Source organism: Paraburkholderia sp. SSBN10T (assembly GCF_056619545.1).
On sequence record NZ_JBWQQI010000005.1, the window covers coordinates 205,038 to 228,056 of the forward strand.

General features: G+C 60.5%; 18 protein-coding genes and 1 pseudogene. 8 read left to right on the forward strand and 11 right to left on the reverse strand.

Translation table 11 applies throughout. From position 1 onward, the window contains the following. Positions 1 to 161: 161 nt before the first annotated feature. Positions 162 to 1,373 (forward strand): chondroitin 4-O-sulfotransferase, encoded by a 1,212-nt coding sequence (locus tag AC1ECK_RS10050; RefSeq protein ID WP_480318456.1) that lies wholly within the window; start codon positions 162 to 164, stop codon positions 1,371 to 1,373. A gap of 897 nt (positions 1,374 to 2,270) precedes the next feature. After that, positions 2,271 to 2,885 carry an adenylyl-sulfate kinase gene (gene cysC, locus AC1ECK_RS10055; RefSeq protein WP_480318810.1) on the forward strand — a complete coding sequence of 205 codons (615 nt, stop codon included), beginning with the start codon at positions 2,271 to 2,273 and terminating at the stop codon, positions 2,883 to 2,885. A 162-nt stretch (positions 2,886 to 3,047) separates the two neighbouring features. Here cysC and groL read toward each other — a convergent pair whose 3' ends face one another. From groL to AC1ECK_RS10095, 8 genes are all read right to left on the reverse strand, one after another. Beyond that, positions 3,048 to 4,688: a chaperonin GroEL gene (groL, locus tag AC1ECK_RS10060; protein ID WP_480318458.1), complete on the reverse strand. Its 1,641-nt coding sequence runs from the start codon at positions 4,686 to 4,688 to the stop codon at positions 3,048 to 3,050. Positions 4,689 to 4,741: 53 nt separating this feature from the next. Next, positions 4,742 to 5,032, reverse strand: a complete 291-nt coding sequence (groES, locus tag AC1ECK_RS10065) for a co-chaperone GroES (RefSeq protein ID WP_007178996.1) — start codon at positions 5,030 to 5,032, stop codon at positions 4,742 to 4,744. Between the two features lie 534 nt (positions 5,033 to 5,566). Further along, positions 5,567 to 6,232, reverse strand: coding sequence for an HAD-IB family hydrolase (locus AC1ECK_RS10070; protein WP_480318460.1), 666 nt, complete (start codon positions 6,230 to 6,232; stop codon positions 5,567 to 5,569). Between the two features lie 357 nt (positions 6,233 to 6,589). Further along, entirely contained in the window at positions 6,590 to 7,267 is a 678-nt protein-coding gene (locus AC1ECK_RS10075; RefSeq protein ID WP_480318462.1) for a response regulator, read from the reverse strand. A gap of 100 nt (positions 7,268 to 7,367) precedes the next feature. Beyond that, positions 7,368 to 8,321 (reverse strand): fimbrial protein, encoded by a 954-nt coding sequence (locus AC1ECK_RS10080; protein ID WP_480318464.1) that lies wholly within the window; start codon positions 8,319 to 8,321, stop codon positions 7,368 to 7,370. A gap of 93 nt (positions 8,322 to 8,414) precedes the next feature. Continuing rightward, positions 8,415 to 10,979 carry a fimbria/pilus outer membrane usher protein gene (locus AC1ECK_RS10085; protein WP_480318466.1) on the reverse strand — a complete coding sequence of 855 codons (2,565 nt, stop codon included), beginning with the start codon at positions 10,977 to 10,979 and terminating at the stop codon, positions 8,415 to 8,417. A gap of 137 nt (positions 10,980 to 11,116) precedes the next feature. Then, positions 11,117 to 11,878: a fimbria/pilus periplasmic chaperone gene (locus tag AC1ECK_RS10090; protein WP_480318468.1), complete on the reverse strand. Its 762-nt coding sequence runs from the start codon at positions 11,876 to 11,878 to the stop codon at positions 11,117 to 11,119. A 101-nt stretch (positions 11,879 to 11,979) separates the two neighbouring features. Beyond that, positions 11,980 to 12,519 (reverse strand): fimbrial protein, encoded by a 540-nt coding sequence (locus AC1ECK_RS10095; protein WP_480318470.1) that lies wholly within the window; start codon positions 12,517 to 12,519, stop codon positions 11,980 to 11,982. A gap of 364 nt (positions 12,520 to 12,883) precedes the next feature. On the opposite strand from AC1ECK_RS10095, the gene AC1ECK_RS10100 reads away from it, so the two are divergent. Continuing rightward, the gene (locus AC1ECK_RS10100; RefSeq protein ID WP_480318472.1) at positions 12,884 to 16,183 is read left to right on the forward strand and encodes a hybrid sensor histidine kinase/response regulator; all 3,300 of its coding nucleotides are present in this window, start codon (positions 12,884 to 12,886) and stop codon (positions 16,181 to 16,183) included. An 86-nt stretch (positions 16,184 to 16,269) separates the two neighbouring features. Here AC1ECK_RS10100 and AC1ECK_RS10105 read toward each other — a convergent pair. The 3 genes and pseudogenes from AC1ECK_RS10105 to AC1ECK_RS10115 all read right to left on the reverse strand — a co-directional run. Next, a pseudogene (locus AC1ECK_RS10105) lies at positions 16,270 to 16,659 on the reverse strand (DDE-type integrase/transposase/recombinase); the annotation flags it as partial. Positions 16,660 to 16,755: 96 nt separating this feature from the next. Continuing rightward, a complete protein-coding gene (locus AC1ECK_RS10110; protein ID WP_480318474.1) occupies positions 16,756 to 17,286 on the reverse strand; it encodes a flavin reductase family protein in 531 nt (176 codons plus the stop codon). Continuing rightward, on the reverse strand, positions 17,283 to 17,411 hold the full coding sequence (locus AC1ECK_RS10115) for a hypothetical protein (RefSeq protein WP_480318476.1): 129 nt from the start codon (positions 17,409 to 17,411) through the stop codon (positions 17,283 to 17,285). Before AC1ECK_RS10115 ends, AC1ECK_RS10110 begins: the two co-directional genes overlap by 4 nt. A gap of 324 nt (positions 17,412 to 17,735) precedes the next feature. Between AC1ECK_RS10115 and AC1ECK_RS10120 the strand changes: the two genes are divergently transcribed. From AC1ECK_RS10120 to AC1ECK_RS10140, 5 genes are all read left to right on the forward strand, one after another. Further along, positions 17,736 to 18,914: an alkene reductase gene (locus AC1ECK_RS10120; protein WP_480318478.1), complete on the forward strand. Its 1,179-nt coding sequence runs from the start codon at positions 17,736 to 17,738 to the stop codon at positions 18,912 to 18,914. Between the two features lie 63 nt (positions 18,915 to 18,977). Beyond that, positions 18,978 to 19,991 carry an HlyD family secretion protein gene (locus AC1ECK_RS10125; protein ID WP_480318480.1) on the forward strand — a complete coding sequence of 338 codons (1,014 nt, stop codon included), beginning with the start codon at positions 18,978 to 18,980 and terminating at the stop codon, positions 19,989 to 19,991. Continuing rightward, on the forward strand, positions 19,988 to 20,932 hold the full coding sequence (locus AC1ECK_RS10130) for an ABC transporter ATP-binding protein (protein ID WP_480318482.1): 945 nt from the start codon (positions 19,988 to 19,990) through the stop codon (positions 20,930 to 20,932). The genes AC1ECK_RS10125 and AC1ECK_RS10130 overlap by 4 nt, the downstream gene beginning before the upstream one ends. Continuing rightward, entirely contained in the window at positions 20,929 to 21,882 is a 954-nt protein-coding gene (locus AC1ECK_RS10135; RefSeq protein ID WP_480318484.1) for an ABC transporter ATP-binding protein, read from the forward strand. The genes AC1ECK_RS10130 and AC1ECK_RS10135 overlap by 4 nt, the downstream gene beginning before the upstream one ends. Next, positions 21,879 to 23,015: an ABC transporter permease gene (locus tag AC1ECK_RS10140; RefSeq protein WP_480318486.1), complete on the forward strand. Its 1,137-nt coding sequence runs from the start codon at positions 21,879 to 21,881 to the stop codon at positions 23,013 to 23,015. Before AC1ECK_RS10135 ends, AC1ECK_RS10140 begins: the two co-directional genes overlap by 4 nt. Positions 23,016 to 23,019: the final 4 nt, after the last annotated feature.

Below are 23,019 nucleotides of genomic sequence, written 5' to 3' on the forward strand. Positions count from 1 at the left end.
CAACAGTGGACGGGAGCGACACCGCGAAAGCCCTCTCTCGTCTATCGTCGCGGCCCAATCCACGCACACTCCCAGCCTGCTTTCATCCGTAATTAGGTGTTACAACCACCTTGTCCAGTCCGGTGTAAAATTTGTAAATTATCACTTTGCAACTTGATCCGATGCGTCCTCCAATCTTTTTCATTCATCCACCCAAGAGTGGGGGATCCACTGTTATTTCATTTTTTGATTTAAATCAGGGAAAGGATCAATTCATTAATTTTGAATGGGATCGGCAAGGCTGGGACAGTAACCTTGCGAGGCTTTGGGAAACTGGCGTTGGAGGTGGTCACCAATCATATGGCATCCATCGAAGCCTGAAAACACCGCTGACTTACTGCACCATTTTGCGAGATCCGCTCGCGCGTCAAATCTCGCATTATTGGTACGCATTCAACGGAAAGAACGGTGAAATTGCTCGCGGCGCCAGCGTCTCGGCTGTTGAAGCGTTGGTGCGGCGAGGAGAGATCTCACTCGACGAATGGATAAGTGAATCGTATGCCGGAAAAAATCTATTCGTCCACATGCTCAGTGGTCAACCGACGGCTGACGCAAGCAGCCTGGAAATAGCTCGAGCCAATCTTCGCAAGCACATTAAGGTCGCCGGTTTATGCGAGAACATGAGCGAGTTCCTTCTTCGCCTGTGCGGCAAAGCGGGGTTAAAACTGCCGTTTTATTTCGAAACAAACAAAACGGAACATTCACCGCGAAACGAAGCCGTCTTGAGCGAGTCTGCCAGAACGAAATTCATCGAGCAGAACCATCTCGATTATGAACTCGTAAATGATGTCACGTTAGATGCTGCGCATGATGTACAGGAAGCAGGCAGCACTTTCACCAAAGCCATGGAAGTGGTCAACACGGTACAGGCAGAAATCAATAAGCTCGAAAATCCGTACCTCCATAGTTCGACAATCTTTGGATTCGATGCGGATTACCTCTCGAAGATTCGCAGCCTGATTTGTAGGTTCGATCTCCGCCCCATCGACGAATACATCCAGTTTGCACAAACTCAACACGTGCAAACATCTGATATGCACGATGGATTTGTCGATTCAGTCCGTGATGGCGTGGTGAGTGGTTGGGCAGTCAATCTTAGCAAGCCGGACAAACCCGTCTTGCTCGAGGTCCGCGTAGGAGATGAGGTTGTGGCAACGGGCTGGAGCGGGGAGAACAGGCCCGACGTTCATGAGGCAGGTTATCAGACGAGCCACTCCGGATTTTCGATTACTCTGCCAGAACAAGCGTTGGAAGGATTTCGCGTAACCATTGCAGATTCACAGGAATCGTTGCAAAACAGTGGGATCTGGCGACAAGGCTGGCACCGCATCTGAGGCTCCAGCGCCCCCACGCTGTGTGTAGTGACGCGTTTGCCCTTCGCTTTGCCTGCACGATAATCTACGGCAATCGAGCACGCGGATCAGCAGAGGTCAGAACCCACCCGGACCAGAGCACTCGCCGGCTCGAACAAGCTCAGGACTTGTCGACGGACTTGCATTGACCGGATGGCTAAATTCCGCCGCGTAAACTGGCACACTCGACCTTACTCGATGCCAACATGAATCTTTCGCCAGCGTAGGGGCGTTGGCTAATTCCGTGCAGCCCACATCGTCGATAGTCTTCGCTTCGCATGTGCCACAGGCTCTTATCGGACACTGACACCTTACGCCCTCGCCAATTCCCCCGAAAATATCGCGCTCGTGTCAGCCTCGGCCGCGCTGCACCAAAAAGCATCATCTTTCGCCAGCAAACGTTATCGAATCGTCAACATAGTGCTGAGATGCGGCAAATGCACGAAGAGCTATCGCAACTTGCAGCTGATTTGCTTAGCGTTCAAGTCATCACTTTACGAAAGATCACACACCAACCATAGCACGCGGGCTTCGGGACGATTCTTTGACACCCGGATTACAAGCGTAATTAAACGTTACACCCGAAATACTTATTACACAGTAGAATTTACGAACTGTAATGTCGCAAGCATGTACTACAGCTTATGCCCCGATGGACCCTACCGTTTCATTCGCCGGTATGTGATCGAGCACACGCGATCCGTTCCCACTGCATCGAAAATGAGGTAGGGCGCCTCAGCCCCTTAACCGGCATCGACCTGAGTGGGAATCCCTAAAGTGGATAATTCGAACGCCTACGTCCCCTCTCTTCAAGACGCCAACCCGGACTTCCCAGACAACACCTACGGCGCTCGACCAGCCCCTGAAGTACGCCAACCAATCGCCACAACGAAGCCAGTACAACCTTTCCTGCAACGTGTCGGCGGTGTGGTAAATGGCGACGATCGCGCCAAAATGTTTCGGCAGAAGGCGGTAACAGTCTGGCTCACCGGCCTGTCCGGGGCAGGAAAATCCACCATTGCGTATGAACTGGAACGCCGCTTGATGGCGCTCGGCCACGCGTGCTACGTGCTCGACGGCGACAACGTCCGGCACGGCCTCACCAGCGACCTCGGTTTTACCAAGGACGACCGGCATGAGAACATCCGCCGGGTCGCCCACGTAGCCCAGTTGATGAACGACGCGGGGCTGATCGTGATTACCGCGCTGATCTCGCCAATGGACGAAGACCGCGCCATGGCGCGTGAGATCATCGGGCACGATAGGTTTGTCGAAACCTATCTCGCGGCCTCGGTGGACGACTGCGCACAGCGTGATCCGAAAGGCCTCTACGCCAAGGCACGAGCAGGCGCGATCGCTGCGTTCACCGGCGTGTCGGCGCCGTACGAGCCGCCCACCCACCCGGATCTGTATGTAGATACGGCCAATCAGAGCAAAGAGGCGAGCGTGTCGAGCGTCTTCGATTACTTGCGCGAGACGGTTTTGATGAAGTAGGCCCAAACGCCTATTAGTGCCCATTAGCGTGTCCAGCCTCGCGCCGGCGCTGAAATGCAAAAAACCCGCATCGCTGCGGGTTTTCTTTTTTGGGAAGTACGCCTCGCAGCGCGCTTCCCCATGCGTTTCGCCTGAAGCCCCGCGAGCGAGGCTTCTTCGAAATTACATGTCCATGCCCATGCCGCCCATGCCGCCGGGCATGCCGCCAGGCATCGGAGCGTCTTCCTTCGGCAGTTCGCAAACAGCTGCGTCGGTCGTCAGCAGGAGACCTGCCACCGATGCTGCGTTTTGCAGTGCCGTGCGCGTGACCTTCGTCGGGTCCACGACACCTGCGTCAACCAGGTCGACGTACTCGCCGGTTGCTGCGTTGTAGCCGAAGTTGCCCTTGCCTGCTGCAACTGCTGCCACCACGACGCTGGCTTCTTCGCCACCGTTCGTGACGATCTGGCGCAGCGGCTCTTCCATTGCGCGCAGAACGATCTTGATACCTGCGTCTTGATCGGCGTTAGCGCCCTTCAGACCAGCGATTGCCGTGCGAGCGCGGATCAGTGCAACACCGCCGCCAGCCACGATGCCTTCTTCCACAGCTGCGCGCGTTGCGTGCAGTGCGTCTTCGACACGTGCCTTCTTTTCCTTCATTTCGACTTCGGTCGCAGCGCCGACCTTGATCACTGCAACACCGCCGGCCAGCTTGGCCACGCGCTCTTGCAGCTTTTCACGGTCGTAGTCCGACGTTGCTTCTTCGATTTGCGTGCGAACCTGCTTCACACGTGCTTCGATGTTGGCAGCTTCGCCAGCGCCGTCGATGATCGTGGTGTTTTCCTTGCCCACTTCGATGCGCTTCGCCTGGCCCAGTTCAGCCAGCGTTGCCTTTTCGAGCGTCAGGCCGGTTTCTTCAGCGATAACCTGGCCGCCGGTCAGGATCGCGATGTCTTCCAGCATGGCCTTACGACGATCGCCGAAGCCAGGAGCCTTGACAGCAACCGTCTTCAGGATGCCGCGGATGTTGTTCACAACCAGCGTAGCCAGCGCTTCGCCTTCGACGTCTTCTGCGATGATCAGCAGCGGACGGCCAGCCTTGGCGACCTGTTCCAGGACCGGGAGGAGGTCACGAATGTTCGACACCTTCTTGTCGTGCAGCAGCACGAACGGGTTGTCGAGCACAGCAACTTGCTTGTCCGGGTTGTTGATGAAGTACGGCGACAGGTAGCCGCGGTCGAACTGCATGCCTTCAACCACGTCCAGTTCGTCTTGCAGCGACTTGCCGTCTTCGACGGTGATGACGCCTTCCTTGCCGACCTTGTCCATCGCTTCAGCGATACGGTCGCCGATCGACGAATCGCTGTTCGCCGAGATCGCGCCGACTTGAGCGATTTCCTTGTTGGTCGTGCAGGGCTTGCTGATCTTGCGCAGTTCTTCGATCGCTGCGCCGACAGCCTTGTCGATGCCGCGCTTCAGGTCCATCGGGTTCATGCCCGATGCGACGTACTTCATGCCTTCGCGGACGATGGATTGCGCGAGAACCGTTGCGGTCGTCGTGCCGTCGCCTGCGTTGTCGCTGGTCTTGGAAGCCACTTCCTTGACCATTTGTGCGCCCATGTTCTGGAGCTTGTCTTTCAGTTCGATCTCTTTTGCGACCGACACACCGTCCTTGGTGACCGTCGGGCCGCCGAAGCTGCGTTCCAGGACAACGTTGCGGCCCTTCGGACCCAGCGTGACCTTCACAGCGTTCGCGAGAATGTTCACGCCTTCGACCATCTTGGCACGGGCGGAATCACCGAATACGACGTCTTTAGCTGCCATCTTCCAACTCCTTGAATTCTCTGGGATATGACCGGGAAAGTAGCGCTTTGCGCTTACTTCTGCACCACGGCCATGATGTCTTCTTCGCGCATTACGAGCAGTTCGTTGCCGTCGACCTTGACGGTCTGGCCAGCGTACTTGCCGAACAGGACGCGGTCACCGACCTTCACGTCGAGGGCGATTTGTGCGCCCTTGTCGTCGCGCTTGCCCGGGCCGACTGCCAGAATTTCGCCTTGATCCGGCTTTTCTGCTGCGGCTTCGGGGATCACGATGCCCGACGCGGTCTTGGTTTCTTGATCCAGACGTTTGACGATCACGCGATCATGCAAAGGACGAAGGTTCATACATACTCCTCTCTTGATTGAGACTGAAGAACGCTGAGAAAACCCGGCTGGACAAGCCAACCGGCGATGTTGTTAGCACTCTCGTGCAGCGAGTGCTAATTATATGGACGGGCGGTGACAAATTCAAGAAGGAAGGGAGGGGGAAATTTTTACGGGGGGGTCGGTGTCGAGTCTCGAGATTCACCTGACTTTGAACTTTGTTCACATAAGTCTGAACTGCTGAGCCGCGTCCAACCATCAACCCGGCGGGAAATTTCCATCAGAAACAATGAATTGGAGTCGAATCCGGGGTCAACTGCGTTGCACGCAAAGTTCGATGATACGCCCGATCTGACGGCGTTCGTTCGTGCGTTCTAGCGGCTCTCGATACCCAGGGAAAGCCCCTATGCCATGACTTGGCTCGGTAGCGTCGTCGCTGAAATACGTCGGTTGAAAACAGCAGCCAGATGGAGGAATACGGGCTGACGCTCGGGGATCTTGAAGGGGAGCGTCAACGGCGCACGGCACGAGTACGGCCTGCGTATCCTACGCGATTCAGGAGCCGTCACATGTCGACTGCGCCGACGTTTTGCCCTGCCATCCATCAATCTCAGGCATTGCGCCAACTCCTCGTAGCCATGCATGATCGGCAAGCGCGAGCATTTCACGGTCGCCCAGGCTGTCGCCGTACGCATACAGCACTTCTGGCGAATCGTCGGCGAACCAGTGTTGCAGCCGCCGCACTTTCTCCACTCCCCAACAGTTCGGTGAGGCGAAGCAGCCAGAGAACCGGTCGTCGCGAAATTCGAGTTCCGTCGCGAGAACCGCGTCGAAACCCGCGCCCGCGGCCCAATGCCGAAGATAGAGCGCGGGAGACGCGCTGACCAGCACAAGCCGGTGGCCACGGCGCTTATGCTCCTGGATCCGCTCGGCCATTTCGGGGCGGATCCGGTTCGGCAGCCGGCGAGCGGCATAATGCTGCGCTGCCTCCTCAAGTTCGCGCTGAGTCATGCCGCCAATCGTCGCGGCAAGGAAACGTGCCTTGGCGGAGCCTCGATCGCAAACGCCAGCCAGCAGGCCAATGAGCCATGGCGATGCGTGCATGACCCCAACGGCGAACCAGCCGCGACCGACCGCGTAAGCCACGAAGTCACGCAGACTGTCCGACGTGGTGATGGTGCCGTCGAAATCGAAGGCAGCGATAATTTGATTGCTCTGCATTGCCTGGTTAGTAGCAGTCAGCGCCGCAGCCAGCCAAGGGCGATCGGCCGCGTGAATAGTTTGGAGTACCCCACAACCGCCCATCGCGTCACCGCGCTACCCGCGAGCGGAAGGTCCACCTTGCCGGCGGCCATCGACGCGCGAATAGCTGCTTCGCATCGAGCGCCGATCTTTTCGGCTTCGTTTGCTCCAGACGAAAATCGCTCGCTGCTGCTTTCAAGTCCAGCAACAGGAAGTCCAGTACTTTTGCAAGGATTGACACGCTAGCGAAATGAGGCAAGAAAATCAACTCTTCACGCCAGCCCGGTCTCATCGCCACATCGGGCTCAGGCCGCCCGGATGATATCGAGCCGGCTCTTATAACTGTGGGCTAGGCGTGCTCTCCGCGGCGATGACGAGGCCGGTTTCCCGGGCACGCCGGAAGAGATCGACGTCGCGCGCGACGCCCAGCTTCTTCATCGCGCTCATTTTCTGTGCGCTGATCGTCGTTTTAGCGCGGTTAAGCTTGTGGGCAATCTCGTTGATCGACATACCGTTCAGGTAGAACCGCATCACCTCGAGCTCCCTTGGCGTTAGCCTGTCGAGACCTTCGGCGCCCGAACCGCGCTGCGTGGTCGGATCGGAAGTTAGTCGCGGGTCCGGGTCGAAGAATTCGACGCCGCCATAAACGGCGTGTATCGCCACGATCAGATCTTTCAACTCGGCGGACTTGTTGACGATCGAATTCACGCCTGTTCGTTTGAGTTCGTTCAGGATGAGTGCATTGTTAAAAGCCGTATACACGATGATTTTGAGCGTCGGAAACAGGCGCCGGAGAAACTGGAGAAAACTGAGTCCGTCGCCATACTTTCCGCCTGGCATTGCGTAATCCGTCACCAGAACGTCGCAAGGCTTGCTGGAAAGTAGTTCGACAATTTCCGTGGAGTCATTGCCCTGCCCGACGATTTCTAGTGTGGGAAGCTTCGCCAGATTGTGTTGAAGGCCTGCAACGACCACCGGATGATCGTCGGCCAACGCTATCCTGATGAGGCTCATTGTTGCTCTCCAGTGAAAACTACGAATTGCAGTATAGGTGCCCCCTGGCTCTTCGCCAGGGAACGTGTTATCTGATGCCGCGCCCGCGGATTGCCCGCTGCTACTGATAGCTCATCGTAAAGGTGGCGACTCCGCGAACGGTCCCGGCCTTGACCGGTTCCGTTCCCGCGTTGATGTATCGAACCGTCAACGGAATGTTTGTCAGGGTGCCGGACGAGCCCACATACCATTGACCGGGACTTCCTGGGTCGGCTGAATCAGGGCCAAAGTGCACAGGTACGCTGTAACGAAGTACCTGCAGTTTGACGCCGGCAGCCGTCGAGCTATTCGACAAGGTAAGTTGATCTGATGTGTTTCCCGGGTCGCTTGCGTCAGTGAGCGTCATATAAACCGCCGCTCCGGCGGAACACTGCAGTCCAATGTTGAAGCCCGTGTTTCCGGTTGTATTGCCTGCCGATTTCAGGTCCGATGCTTTGACATCAGGCATCGGGACGCTTATGGACGGCGTCGTGACGATGCAGGCAGACGTCTGTACGCTGATCGGTCCAAGAAACAGATCGCCTTGCGTGGAGTCCTCAGGGTTGCTGGCAATACTCGCCAAACTCAAACTCCCTCCGGAGGGTAGTGAGTCCCCAGGAGTAACTTCTCCGGTCTTTACCAGGTCGACGATAAGATTAGCCGCGTATACCCAACGGCCGGGTATGACCAGTTCGCGCTCAATCAAATCCGTGCCAGTATTCGCTGGGAGATTCAGAGGAACATCGTTGTCGACCCGTACTTGAATGCCAAGCCCGTTACCAAGATTGCTAAAAAAGTCCCCTACATTGGAAAGTCTAACCGACATCCACTCATCGGCATCCACGGAACAATTCAGTGTGTAGAGGAGCGATTGTGACTTCACCGTGCTCCCGACCGGGAGATTAGGTGAAACATAGACAGTTCCGAAATTAAAATAAAAGGCATTCGGAATATTCGTGTAGCAGGCACCGGCCTGGGCCACGCCAGCACCTAAAAGCAGGATCACTCCCAATATCCATTTGACCATTTTTGCCATTGACCAGCTCCAGAGCGGGACGTCCCCGAGCGAGCGACGTTCTCCGCAAAATCCCTTTTCTGATGTACCCACCGTTTCAGGACGGCAGCTTCCTTACTCACGCACTTCCGAAACCGGCATCGCCGCTTCCATCGCCACCGCCATACAACTCGCGGAAATTTGCTCCGGCGCAGCATCCCGTTTCTTCCCTTTTTCGGCATCCGTCGCATACGCGATCCGGCACACTGAACCTTCGCTCTCGCTCCACTTCACTGTCAGGAAGCCCTGCTCCTGCAACCCGCGTGCAAAGATCCTGCTGCCCTGTCCGACCGTGCCGACTTCGGTGCCCTGCTCGTCTAGCACCGCGGCGCCGAACGGCAGCGGCTTGCCGTCGGGCCGTAACGCCCGAATGATGGCCGTCCGTCCCGTCACAGTCGGATACTTGAGCATGACCACCGCGCCAGCGCGCGGCGCAACCTGCTGGCTCGTCGTCTGCAGTTCGACATCCATTGGCAAGCCCTTCGGGTCGAGTTCGACCGCGTTGAGGCTGTAAGGCGTCAGGTACGGCACTACCGCCATTCCGCTGCCATCGAGCTGCACACCTGTCGCGCTGGTCACGCGCGCGCCTTCCGCGCCTTGAGCCTGAACGATGCCGATGGTGTCGGAAACCGGCTGCGAGAACGTGATGCCGCCGGGATGCGCGACCACCGCGCCGCGCACGCCGATGCCGGCCTGCAAGGCCTGATCCGTGCTCGTGCCGAGGTTGGCCGAATACTCGCCGGTCCGGCCGCGATAAAGCATGCTTCCGCTGCCGCCCATCTGCGGCGCGTAGCCCGCGCCGGTGGCGTGGTTCGCGGTCACGCTGTACGACAGTGCGTTGTCCTGCCCGGCGGTGCCCGACAGGGTGGCCTGCGTAGCGACGCGGCCGCTACTGTCCCGCGAAAGGTTCGTGGAGAGCGTCATGGGCTTCGTCTTGCCAAGAGGAATGGAAACGCTCGCGAAGATGAGCGTATCGTTTCCGCCCGACGGGACGTACTGCCGGCTCGCCGATACGCTGTAGCTCAGCGTCCTGAACGTATTGCTATAGCCAGCCGAGTAGTTCACGGTGGCGCCGCCCTGATTCCAGTAATTCATCATGGAGGCGGTCAGATAAAGCTGGCCGCCCTTCGCACCGAGCTTCTGGTTCAGCGTGAGCTGGGCCCGGCTCTTCTGCCGCACGGTGGACATTCCGCGTTCGCTGCGTTCGCGCGCGAGCATCGCATCGTTCAGGCTGAAGTAGCCACCGGTCGAGTACCGATAAGCGGCCAGCGTGAAGTTCGTCCCCGTCTGCGAGAGCAGCTTGCTGTAGCTCAGACGCAGGCTGCCGCCGCTCTGGCTGCCTTGACCGGGAAGGTGGGTGTACGCGTGGGTGTAGTCGAGCCCGAGCGCTCCGACCGGCGTGTTGAGCGCCGTGCCGAGCAGTGCAGAACCGTAGCCGGAGGCGGCGGTCATGCCCGTGTAACCGGTGATCGCGTTGGTGAAGCCCTGTTGCCACGTGCCCTGCACGAACACCGGGCTGCCGGACAGGCGGAGGTCGCGTACCTGGCCGGCCGTCGCGCTGAAGCGGTGGGTGCCCGGACGCAGCGCAAGCGGCACGGCCGCGTAAGGCACGGTGAACGTGTGCGAGCGGCCGTCGGCTTCGAGTACGGTGACCTCGAGGTCGCCGCCATACCCGGTGCCGTACAGGTCGTCGATCTCGAACGCACCCGGCGCAACGGTGGTGTCGTACAGCACCATGCCGTTCTGGCGGACCGTCACCTTTGCGTTGCTATACGCGACGCCGCGCACGGTCGGCGCGTAGCCGCGCAGCGAATCGGGCAGCATGCGGTCGTCGGAAGCGATGCTCGCGCCGCGATACCCGACAGAATCGAAGATGTCGCCGCGCGTGTACGACTCGCCGATCGTGAGCTGGCTTCGCCATGCCGTCAGGTCGCGCTGCGCGTAAGTCGAGATGATCTGATACTGGTTGCCGCCGGTCGAACTCCAGTTATAGGAGCCGTTGTGCCGAAACCGCCAGAGGCCGACATTGAAGCCCGCGGCGAGCCCCAGGTAGCCCTGCGTCTGCGCGCCGCCGCTGCCGCCGTAGCGATACATGTTGAAGTCGTAGCCGAGAATGCCTGCGGTGACGCCGGCGTCCCAGTATTCCGGGCTGACAGCGCCGCGCGCGGAGCGGCGTAGCGCAACCTGCGGAATGCCGAGGTCGAGACGCTGCTCGCCGAAGTCGAAGGTTGCCGTTGCATCGGCAACGGCTTCATCGAGACGCACGCACGCGGCATCCGACGCGAGCGTGTCGACAGCCGATGCGGAAAGGTGGTCGGGTGCGACGCCGATCTTCTCCAGCGATTCTTTATCGAAGCACGGTTGCGCATCGGTTCGGTCGTCCACGCTTCTGAACGGTATCCGCATACGCCCGCTCCAGCCGCCATTGACGAACACATCCACACTGTACGTGCCCGGCGCGACCGCGTTGCCTTTCGCAAAACGGGAGACATCGACCGACCGGCCGCCTCCGGTCACGAGCAGATCGTCACTGAACTCGACACTGGCCAGATCCGTCGAACCGGCCGATGCCCATGCGTTTGGCGCATGAAGTGCATACGCGAGCACGACGGCCGTCACGAGGAAGGCGATCGGCTTCATGCGAAGGCATCCGTCTTGCGGGGACGCCTGGATTGTCGGGAACGGTTGCATCTTCTTGTTGGCTCAAGTGTTTCGTACACCTACACATGAAATATCAGTGGCGGGTGTGAATGTTTGCTCTGGCTAGAGAGATATCGTTATGGCGCTGCAGGCGTTTGCAGCGGCGCCGTAGCGCTCGTGCTGCTGCCGAAATCGTTGATGGCCTTGTATTCGACCGTTGCGTCGTGCCGCGGCGGCTCGCCCAGATCACGTACCGCAAAGCGCTGCTTTTCTCCGGGCGCGACGAAGCCCGCACCGACCGGATAGGTCTTGCCGCCGGCGCGCACCTCGATGTGCCCGAGGTTCACGTAGTAGGGCGTCGGGTTGCTTGCTTCGAGCTGGTACGACCGGCCGTCCTGTTGACGCGCGAGTGACCACGAAACATGCGCGGGAGCCTCTGCGGGCGTTCCCGCGAGGCCGGCAGGACGGAACATCAGTTTGATCCGCGTGCGATAGGCAAGCTGGACGTGATTCGGTACGTCCGAATCCGCCTTCGGTTTCGGTGGCACTTCCAGCACATTCAGCCAGAAGAGCGTCTCCTTGTCCTTCGCCAGCGGGGCGCCAGAATAGAGCACGCGTAGCGCCTGTCCTTTCTTCGGGTCCAGCCGGAACATCGACGGCGTGATCACGAACGGAACCTCGATGTCATCGGGCGACATCTGCGCGTCGCCGGTATCGAGCCACGCCTGGACGAGTCTCGGCGCAGGGCCTTCATTCGTTACACGAACCGTTACCTCGCGTTCGGTCGAGGGAAAGATCACGCGCGTCGAACCCAGCACGACGTCGGCCTGTGCCGGCGAAACGGCAAAGCATGCGGCGGCCGCGACGACCATCCATGCATTTCGCGATATCAGACTCATTGCAACTCTCCAAGATGTCCTGAAAGACCTCGCTGCCCGACGCCGACGTGGGCGAACGGCATCGGACGGGTGTCGAAGACCGGCGCGAGGTAGCCGGCGCTTTACTGGTAGGTGAGCGAGTATTGGACGCGCGACTTGGCTGCGCCGGCCGTAGCGGCTCCGGTGGCTTCGTATTGCGCGAAATACGTCAAACTGGCCTTGCCGTCCTCGCCGATTGCGACAGGCTTGGAGTTCTGGTCCGCCGCGCCGATAGCGATCTTGCCGTGCGCATCGTTCAGGAAGCCAATCTCGACGTTTCCCGCACCGTCGCTGTCCACCATCAGGCGGCCAGTTTCCATGTTGACCGTGCTGCCGTTTTCGAAATTGGCGGCGACTGTGCCGCTTGTCGATTCGCAGCCGCTGAGACTGATGGTGAACGGAGTCCGGCCAGCAACTTCGCCTGCCTTGCTGAGTGCGGACGTCGATACGGTGGGCAGCGCTACGTTCACGAGGCCGTTTGCGCCGTTGGTGACGTTGCAGGTCTGCGCGGTGATGTTGCCGGTGATTTCAATGGTGCCGTCCGCGGCTTGGGCCAACTGGGCAAATCCCATGAGTCCGCCAACGACAGGTAACAGGGCAGTGAAGAGAATTTTACTTTTCATGATGTCATTTAAATCTTGATAGTTTCGATATGTGCCGAATGCACAGGCGATATGTTGCCCGGCGAGGCATTCGGAGGAAATAAAACGCTTCCTAAATTCGCCAATGAACTTATAGGACTAGTCCTATTTCTTCTGCGACCTGTCTGAAGGCTATTTCCCGCGTGATCGCTATGGAGGGTCGTACTATGAGGAGTTGCGCATTCATCCGCCCTGCACGCGCCGCTTTCCGCTGCGGCGGAGGATGCGTCTGGTGCCCGGTCCGATATTCGCGTTGCATTGCGCACGGCCTGCCGATGGCTTGCGATTGCCAGGTGCAGAGCAAAGGCGCCAATAACAGAAAGCCTCACGGCGACTTGGAGAGTCGATGTCAAGCCCCACAACACTGACGAGACTGCGCCACTCGCAGCAGATCATGCTCTTCGGCGGCGGCGCGTTTACATCACTAGTTCTGCTGCTGGGTCTCGCATTCAGCGTCGTATTCGAAATACGCCAGTCGATTCTCCAGGAGCGGCAGACCTATGCGGTAACAAAGAACCTGCTCGAAGCAAGGCTCCAGGTCGACGAGACGACCTTGCGGGCGGCGGTGGCGAGCGCCGAACTTGCGCGCGAAGAAGACGACCGCGCAGATGCGGCCTCCGTCCAGCGATTCATCGACAATGGCTTTGTGGAAAACGTCGGAGCGACGCGGTTTACGCCGGCCTACCGGGTGATCGGGTTGCCCGGCGAACAACTGGACCGGCAGCGAATCGGCCGCTACCTCGAACTGTCGCGCAAGCTGATACGAACCCGCGTCGTGAACGCCCTCGCGAAAGACCGTCCGCCGACCGGCTATTTCTACAGCACGACCGATCCGCTGGCGACCGTCGTTCAACCCGGGGACGCTACCATGCCGGCGTCGGTCGGACGGAGCGACAGAAGCGCGTTGCTCGACCGGCTGAAGGTGCCGATGGACGAACCGGCGAACAGGCCCGCGCCGAGGCCCGTTCGATGGTTTGCGCCATTCACGAATCCGATGACGGGGCAAACCATGGTCCGGATAGCGGCGACGGCGTTCCATGACGACCGGCCTTTTGCCGTGCTGGTGGTGGGGCTGAAGCCATCGGACATCCTGTCGGCACTGGGCGCGACGCAGTTCAACGGCCGCTTTGTGCTGGTTGCCTCGGACCGTGCCGTCATCGCGACGGCAGACGGCGAGTCCTACGTACCGCCCAGCCGAACCTTGCCGGGCATCGCACGGGTGGTTTACCTCCTGTTCCCGTTCGGCTCGCGCGACCCCGACGACGGCAATCTCGTCATTCAGGAGTCTCTCGGCACGACAGGCTGGCAACTCGCCTACCATTTTTCGCGGGAAACCGTGGTTGCCAGCATCCAGTACAAGATCCTGCGGGAAACGCTCTTTGCAGCAGCCGTGCTCACAGTGCTCTGGATCCTCTTGTTCACCATCAACCGGAAGGTACTTTCACCGCTGCTCGGGCAATCCCGGCGCGTGTTCGAAAGCGAGATGCTAAGCCGCACGCTGATCGAGCGGGCTACCACCGGGCTGGCCTTGATTTCGCCGGAGACCAGGATGCCGCTGCTGGCCAATGCGGCGATGACGGAAACGGCTTCCCGTGCCGTAACGGACGGCGTCCCGTTTTCGTCCGTCATCACGCAGCGCGACGGGCCGGGTGGCTATTCCGGCGCGGCGGCGGAAATCACGCTGCCTACGAGCGACGGCAGGCCGGTACACCTTTCCGTCAGCAACGTTCTCGGTCGCTACCAAGGGAAGGATGTGATCGTGTCGTCGTTCGTCGACGTGACGGAGAAAAAGCAGCTCGAAGAACAACTGCACGATTCGAAGCTCGCAGCGGATCTCGCGAACGCATCGAAATCCGCGTTTCTGGCTGCGATGAGCCACGAGATCCGAACGCCGATGAACGCGATTCTCGGGAATCTCGAACTGTTCGCACGCGGCCAGCTCACGCCCCAGCAGCGGGATCGTCTTTCGATTATCCGGGAGTCGTCTAACGGGCTGCTCGCGATCATCAACGACATCCTCGACTTCTCGAAGATTGAAGCGGGAGAGATGCGATTCGAGTCCATCGAGTTCAGGGTGATCGATGTGGTGGAGAATCTCCTCGTCATATTTTCCCCGCTTGCCGCGAAGAAAGGCATCAGCCTTTTCTGCGAATGCAGCCTCCCGGTCACACAGACCCTATGCGGCGACCCGACCCGGTTCGGTCAGGTCGTCGGCAATCTTGTCAGCAACGCGATCAAGTTCACCGATGCGGGGAGTGTGCGGATCGGAGTGCGGCGCGAGGGCGACACGGCCGCGCAGTTGATCATCTCCGTGGAAGACACGGGCATCGGCATGTCGCCGGAGCAGCAGGCGTCCATCTTCCAGGCTTTCCATCAGGGTGACTCCACGATCAGCCGGCGCTTCGGCGGAACGGGGCTTGGGTTGACGCTAAGCCAGCGGATCATCCGCGTGATGAACGGGGCCATCGAGGTAGACAGCACGCCTGGCGTCGGAAGCACGTTCCGCATATGCCTGCCGCTCGTGCCGTCGGTCGCGGCGACGCCAGCCTCGGTGCCGGCCTGCCGGTGGATCGCACTGTCGGCGCTGCCGGAATGGCGCGCGTGGGCAATGCCGCATCTGGAGGCGTGGGGACAGGAAGTGACGTGGTACGAGCATCCGGACCGGATACCCGACGATGCGATGTCCGTCGCAGATGCGCTGATCGTCTTCAGCAGCGGGGCCTCATGGACGCCGGAAGAAGAGAATCGTGTCGTCGAGCAGGCAAAGGCCATCGTCGAGTGCCGACAGGATGGACCCGTTCAGCCGGTAAAAAGCGGCACGTTCCTTGACGTGTCGTGCTATTCGCTGACTGGCCTGCGTGCGACCGTCGAGCAGCTTTGCACTGCCCCGCACGAGCAGGAAAACGACGACGCGGTTTCTCCGGCAAAGCTCGTCAGTCGTAGAGAGCAACACCCGACAGCCAGGCCGCTTCGCGTACTGGTGGTCGAAGATAACCCGATAAACCGGCAACTGTTCGAGGAGCAGTTGGCAGCACTGGAATGCAAGTTCCATGTCGCAAAGCATGCCGATGAAGCGCTGGACGCACTGAACTCCGGCGTCTGGGATGTTTTGCTAACAGATCTGGGGATGCCAGGCGTAAGCGGCTACGAACTCGCGAAAGCGGTACGGCAAAGGATTCCTGAACAGATCGTCTTTGCTGTTACCGCAGACGTGACAGCGGACAAGGTCACGCGTCTGAATGCTATGGGTATCACGCAGATACTGGGCAAGCCGCTTTCGCTGCGCCAACTATACGACGCGCTGCTGCCGGTTGCCGGTGCGAAGGGCGTTCGCCTCGATGCGCCCAGGGAAGATACGCCGACGCTCCTAACGGCGAGCAGCATCCCGCCTCATGTGCGGGCCATGTTCGACGAGTCGGTCAAGGAGAGCCTTGTTTTACTTCGCAAGGCGGTGCAGGAACAAAACGCAGGAGATGCGCTGGCCGAGCTGCATTCGCTCAAGGGCCAGCTCGGTATCTTCCGTTATCTCGACCTTGTGAAGCAATGCACGGAGCTCGAAGACGATATCCGGCAAGACGGCATTCGCGTGCTGCAAAACGGGATGTATTCGCTGGAAGCCGCGTTGCGTAGTGTGCTTGCTGAGTAAAATAAAGCTGCCAGGCACCGGACTATCCTCCGGGCTTTGTCACGTTAATGGTCTCAGGCCGCAGCATTGGCAAGTACAACAGCCATTCAAAAAGTGGCAGACGGATTCTGGGCGACACCGGTGAAGGTGTGCCACGATTCGAAGCGCACGGCGAGCTGCCTGCGGTAAGCCGAAGCGCGAAGCAGGTGTCGCCCGATCGCAAAATGCTGCCGGATCGGACCAAAGCTCGACAGGAACGCCTGCGTACGTCTCGGGTCCCGGAATCCGCGCATGCGGCGTTCGCGCTCGCGCGTCGGCTGGTGGCTGTTCTCCGCCCGGTTGTTCACCCGGGCCGCGACCTTCACGAACACGTGCTTCACGCCGGCCAGCGCCGGAATCTCCGCCTTCGCAGCCGGGTAGCTGCGCAACTGGTCAGTGACAATCTTGCGCGGCGCGGCCGCGGAACGCAGCACCCGTTTGAAAAAGCGCTTTGCCCGCGGCCTTGTCGCACCGCTTTGGCACAACTGGGCGATCATAGCGTCGCGAACCTGCCGCACCATCAACCTGACAGAGCCATCCTGATTGGTGATTCGTCACGGCATTCTTGACTTCAGCCGGATCGTTTCGCCATCGACGACGAAGACACCATATCCGCAATGGTGAATTGTCTTCGGATTGCGCTGACGCGGATCCCTCCATGCTTTCAGCACTTCCAGCACGAAGAGGTCGTATTTGTTCACTAACCGCGTCTCGACTACCCTGCATTCGAGATTGGCGAAGCATTCCGCGATCAGCGGCGGTGAGATGCATTCAGCCGGTAGTGGCGTCAAACCAATGGTCTCGAATTTGTCGATCTCGCGTCCCGAGCAATTACCGATCTTGACCACTTTCGGCGCAAGCTCCACCCCCGGAACGGCAATGACGCATTCGCGGGTCGCCCGCAACGCGGCGAAACTGTAATCCGCACGGCTGACGACACACGCCACCAGCGGCGGCGTAAATTCGACCATCATGTGCCACGACATCGTCATAACGTTGGTGCGTCCGTTATGACAGGTCGTAAGCAGGACAACAGGACCGGGTTCCAGCAACTGATAGACGTCGGCAAGTGGCAGATCTTTCACGGCGCCCGACGCCGCGCCGCGATTTTTTGAGTGGTCATCCGGGTGACGGTCATGCGTCTGAACGTTGCAACGGCAAGCAGTGTGGAGACGGCCAGAAGCGCCGTCATGGTCATGTAGGACTGCATGAATACTCTCCTCAAGGAATACCGGAAAGCAAATGCTTCCCGGTCACTTTCGATGGCGAAATGGCTTGGAAGGAAGCCACGCGCCTATCAAGTAGACGCTCGACAGATTGCACCTGACTTGCGTTGGATCAAATTGTGTTCAGCCCGGTCAATCACCGGTGACGACGGCTAGCGACACGCTTGTCTGTGTGGATTGATCGATTCCCTCGTTGACCAAGGTCAAAGGTGCCCGCCCTTGACGGTCTACGCTCGTGGTGTTCCGGTGCACGCGCTGCCGGCCACCGCTATCCGGCCCCGCGCCGGGCGGCACGCGAGGAGAGATCGATGGCAAGCACGATAGAAACGGCCCAGACGCTCAGTGACCTGTTTCAACCGGTTCAACTTGGGCCCTCCCAGTTGGCAAACCGTATCGTCATGGCGCCGCTGACGCGCAGCCGCGCTGACGAACACGGCATCCCCGGTGCGCTGATTGCCGAATACTATGCGCAGCGGGCCTCGGCCGGACTGATCATCAGCGAGGGCGTCAACATCTCGCCCACTGCAAGAGGCTATGCGTTGACGCCAGGCATCTATGACGACATGCAGATCGAAGGCTGGCGGCAGGTAACAGAAGGCGTCCACGCCCGAGGCGGCAGGATTTTCCCGCAACTCTGGCACGTCGGCCGGATCTCCCACCCGTCCTTGCAGCCAGGCGGCGTGCTGCCGGTCGCGCCTTCGGCGCTCAGACCGGATGCTACGTCCTATACCGCGTCGGGCTTCCAGCCCTGCCCGACACCGCGCGCGCTGGATGCAGCGGAAATTCCCCAGATCGTCGAACAGTATCGCCGTGCGGCACAAAACGCGCTGGCGGCTGGCTTCGACGGCGTCGAGATCCATGCGGCCAACGGCTACCTCATCGAGCAGTTCCTGCGCGACAGCACCAACAGGCGCACCGATGCCTATGGCGGTTCGCGGGAAAACCGTGCGCGTTTTCTGCTCGAAGTGGTCGAAGCGGTCGCCGAAGTCTGCGGCGGCGAGCGCACCGGTATTCGTCTGTCGCCGGTCAGCCCCGTCAACGGCGCGGCTCTCGACAGCGATCCCGCCGCAACGTATGGGTACGTTGCCGGGCAACTGAATGCATTCGGTCTGGCCTATATCCATGTCATCGAAGGCGTGACGCAGGGGCCGCGCGAGCAGCCGGACGGATTCGACTTCCAGCATCTGCGGCGATCGTTCAAGGGACTCTACATGGCGAATAACGGCTATGACCTGGAACTGGCGCTGAACGCGCGTCGGCACAATCTCGCGGATCTCGTCTCGTTCGGCAGGCACTACATCGCCAACCCGGACCTCGTGGAACGTCTGCGGATCGGAGCACGGCTGAACGTTGCCGACCGGGCGACGTTCTTTGGCGGCGGCGCTGCAGGCTACACCGACTATCCGGCCCTGACGCCGGCCGAGCGCGACACGGCGAGGCGCTGGAGCTCGTACGGCAGCAGCGAGGACGCAGACACGTCGAGATGATCCGGCGGCGCCGATATTGAGGATGACCCAACGGTTTCGTCACAACAAAAACGCGAAAGAACAGTGTTCGATAAACTTCACACTACGGTATCGGCTCACCGCCTGCAGGTTCTGCTGGCGCTCGCGCTTCTCGTTGTCGCGATCGGAGGTTACGGCGCGTGGCGCTGGCCGACGCTGTTCGGCCCCTCTCAGGACGCCAACCGGATCATCGTATCCGGCAACATCGAGGCGCACGAAAGCGTTCTGAGCGTCACTCAGGTGCAGGCGCCGATTGTCTTTCTACCGTTTGACGAAGGTGCCTACGTCAAACGCGATACGGTGCTCGCACGGCTCGACGATCATCTGTATCGTCAGCAGACCGAAATTGACCGCACCGACCTGGACGTTACAACCGCGCAGATCAGTGCAAACGAAAGCACACTAGCCGCCGCTCGTAACAGCGTCATCAGCGACCAGTTCGATCTTGCCGAAAAGCAACTCGACCTCGCGCGTGACGAAACCCTTGTGAAAAACAACGCAATCGCCGTTCAGGCGCGCGATCTCGCCTTTACCGCCGAGCGGCAATCCGCCGCCACGCTCGCGCACGATCAGGCACTAGTGGAAGTCGCACGCAACAACATCGCACTTGCGCGCGCGAACCAGGCCGCCGCCGACGCAAAGCTCAAGCTCGATCAGGTGATGCTGTCTTACACGGTGCTACGCGCTCCCTTTGACGGGGTGATCGCCGTGCGCGAAGCGGAACTCGGTCAGCTTGCGGGCGCCGGTGTCGCCATCTTTACGCTCGACGAACTGGACCATGTCTGGCTGCGCGCCTATGTGAACGAGCCCGATATCGGCAAGGTTCGTCTGCACGAGGCCGTCGACGTGACGACCGACTCTTATCCCGGCAAGACCTATCGCGGTCGTATCAGTTTCATTTCCCCGCAGGCCGAGTTCACGCCGAAAACCGTCGAGACGCACGCGGAGCGCGTGACGCTGGTGTACCGGATTCGTGTCGATATCGACAACCCAACCCACGAACTGTTGCCGGGCATGCCCGCCGATGCGTCGATAGCACTGCTGGCGCCAGGAAAATGAGCACCACGCCGCCAATCCCAGCCATCCACGCGCACGTGCTGGTGCGCAGCTTCGGGACCGTGCACGCCGTGCGCGGCATCAGCTTCGACATCGCGCGAGGGGAAATCTTCGGGCTTGTCGGACCGGACGGCGCGGGCAAAACCACGATCATGCGCATGCTCGCTGGCGTGCTGCGCCCCGATTCCGGGGAAATCCGGCTGGATGATATCGACGTGGTGGCCGCGCCCGAGCGCGCCAAGGCGGCGCTCAGTTACATGCCGCAGCGCTTCGGCCTGTATGAGGATCTGACCGTCGCCGAGAACGTCTCGTTCTATGGCGAGCTGTTCAGCGTGCCGCGCAAGACGCAGCGCGAGCGCAGCGGCCAGCTCCTCGAGGCGGCGGGCCTCGTGCCGTTCAGGCAACGCCTGGCCGGCCAGTTGTCCGGCGGCATGAAGCAGAAGCTCGGTCTCGTCTGCGCCTTGATTCACACACCACGCGTGCTGTTGCTCGACGAACCGACAACCGGCGTGGACCCTGTGTCACGGCGTGATTTCTGGGAAATCCTGTACAACCTGCGTGAAAGCGGCGTCACCATCGTGCTGTCCACCGCGTATATGGACGAGGCCGAGCGCTGCTCACGTCTGGCGTTGCTGCATGCCGGCGAAGTCCGCCAATGCGACACGCCCGCGCGGCTCAAGCAAGCCATGCCGGGGGCACTGCTCGCCGTCGTCGCACCCGACCCGCGCGCGGTGCACGACGCGCTCGTCGACGCGCCGGGTGTGCTGGGAGCATTGCTGATGGGCGACCGCGTGCATGTGCGAGTCGATGACGCCGCGCGCCGCACGCCGGAACTGGGCACCCTCCTTGCCGGCAAGACAATCGCCTACGCGACGATTACGCCTGTCGAACCCGGCATCGAAGATGTCTTTGTCGCCCTCGTCGGGTCGGGAAGCGCAGCATGACCAATCCCGCGGACCCCGTCGTCAAGGCGAGCGGCCTGACCAAACGGTTCGGCACCTTCACCGCGGTGGATCGCCTCGATCTGTCCATCAGCAAAGGCGAAGTCGTCGGCTTCATCGGCCCCAACGGAGCGGGCAAGTCGACCACCATCCGCATGCTGTGTGGACTGCTCTCGCCGAGCGCCGGACAGGCATCAGTGGCCGGTTTCGATGTCGGTACCCAGGCCGAAGCACTGCGCGCCCACATCGGCTACATGTCGCAGAAATTTTCGTTATACGGCGACCTGACCTGCCGCGAAAATCTGCGTTTTTTCTGCGGTATCTACCGGGTGCCCCGGCCCGAGATCGACGAGCGGATCCGGCGCGCCATCGCCATGGCGGGACTGGAGGGACGCGACGATACGCTCGTGCGCACGCTCGCCGGCGGCTGGAAACAACGGCTCGCGCTCGGCTGCGCGATCCTGCATCGCCCGCCCGTGCTGTTTCTCGACGAACCGACCTCGGGTGTCGAACCGGAAGCGCGCCGGCGCTTCTGGGATCTGATTCACGAACTTGCCGCGAGCGGCGTGACCGTGCTGGTGTCCACGCACTATATGGAAGAAGCGGAGTACTGCCACCGCATTGCGCTGATCGACGCGGGCCGGCTGGTAGCGATCGGCAGTCCGGGCGCCCTGCGCGAGCACAACCTCGGCGGCAATCTGTTCGAACTGGTCTGCGCGCCGCTTGGTGCCGCCCTTGCAGCGTTACGCGAGGCGCCGGATGTGATCGACGCCGCGATCTTCGGCGACCGGCTGCACGTGCTGATGCGCACCGGTATGACTGAAGCCGGGCTCGTGGCGCGACTGGCGCAACGGCACATCGAATCGACACCGCCCCGCGCCATCCATCCAAGCCTCGAGGATGTGTTTGTGCGGATTGTCTCCCGCACGGACAAAGGCGCCCATCCGCAATGAACCTGAGACGCCTGCTGGCAATGGCCTATAAGGAAACGCTGCAGATCTGGCGCGACCCGCGCAGCCTCGCGATTGCACTGCTCATGCCGCTACTGCAGATGGTGCTCCTGGGCTATGGCGTCAGTCTGGACATCAGACGCATACCGTTGTGCGTCGACGACCAGGAACATAGCCAGATCAGCCGCGAACTCGTGCAGAACTTCGTCTCGTCGAAGTGGTTCTCGGCCGTCCACCCTCTGGACAACGAGCGCGCGCTGCGCGACGCGATGGACCGCGGTACCTGTGCCGGCGTGGTCACCATTCCAGTCGATTTTTCGCGCGTGTTCACGACGACCGGCGTCGCCTCGGTGCAAACCGTGTTCGATGCGACCGACGCCAATACGACCAATATCGCCATTGGCTATGCGCAGGGCGTAATCGCCCAGACCACCGCCGGATTCCAGTCCCGCTGGAACCAGGCGCATGGGCTGCAGCCGCAAACGGTCGGCCAGGTCGATCTGGAACCGCGTGTCTGGTTCAACGAAGGACTGGACAGCCGCAATTTCATCATACCGGGGGTCGTCGCGGTGATTCTCGCGCTGGTCGGCGCGCAGCTCACGTCACTAACGGTTTCACGCGAATGGGAACGCGGAACGATGGAGCAACTCATCTCGACCCCGATCACCGCGCTCGAAATGATGCTCGGCAAGCTGCTGCCGTACTTTGCGATCGGTCTCGCGAACGCCACGTTCTGCCTGCTCAGCACAATCTTCTGGTTTGGCGTGACGTTTCGCGGCAGCATCGTCACGCTGGTCGCCACCACCGCGCTCTTTACGCTCGTCGTGCTCGGCATCGGCTATCTGGTCTCGGTCCACATTCGCAGCCAGCTCGGCGCGAGCCAGGTCGCGCTGCTGCTGACCATGCTGCCGACCAGCATGCTGTCGGGCTACACCTTTGCGATCGACCAGATGCCCGCGCCGATTCAGGCTGCGACCCTGCTGGTCTACGCGCGCTACTACATCACGATCCTGCGCGCGGTGTTCCTGAAAGGCAGCACCGTTGCCGAGCTTGCCGCGCCGATCCTTGCGCTGGCGGTGTATGCGCTCGCCATCATCTGGATGGCCGCCCGTGCCTTCCACAAACACCTGGACTAGCCCG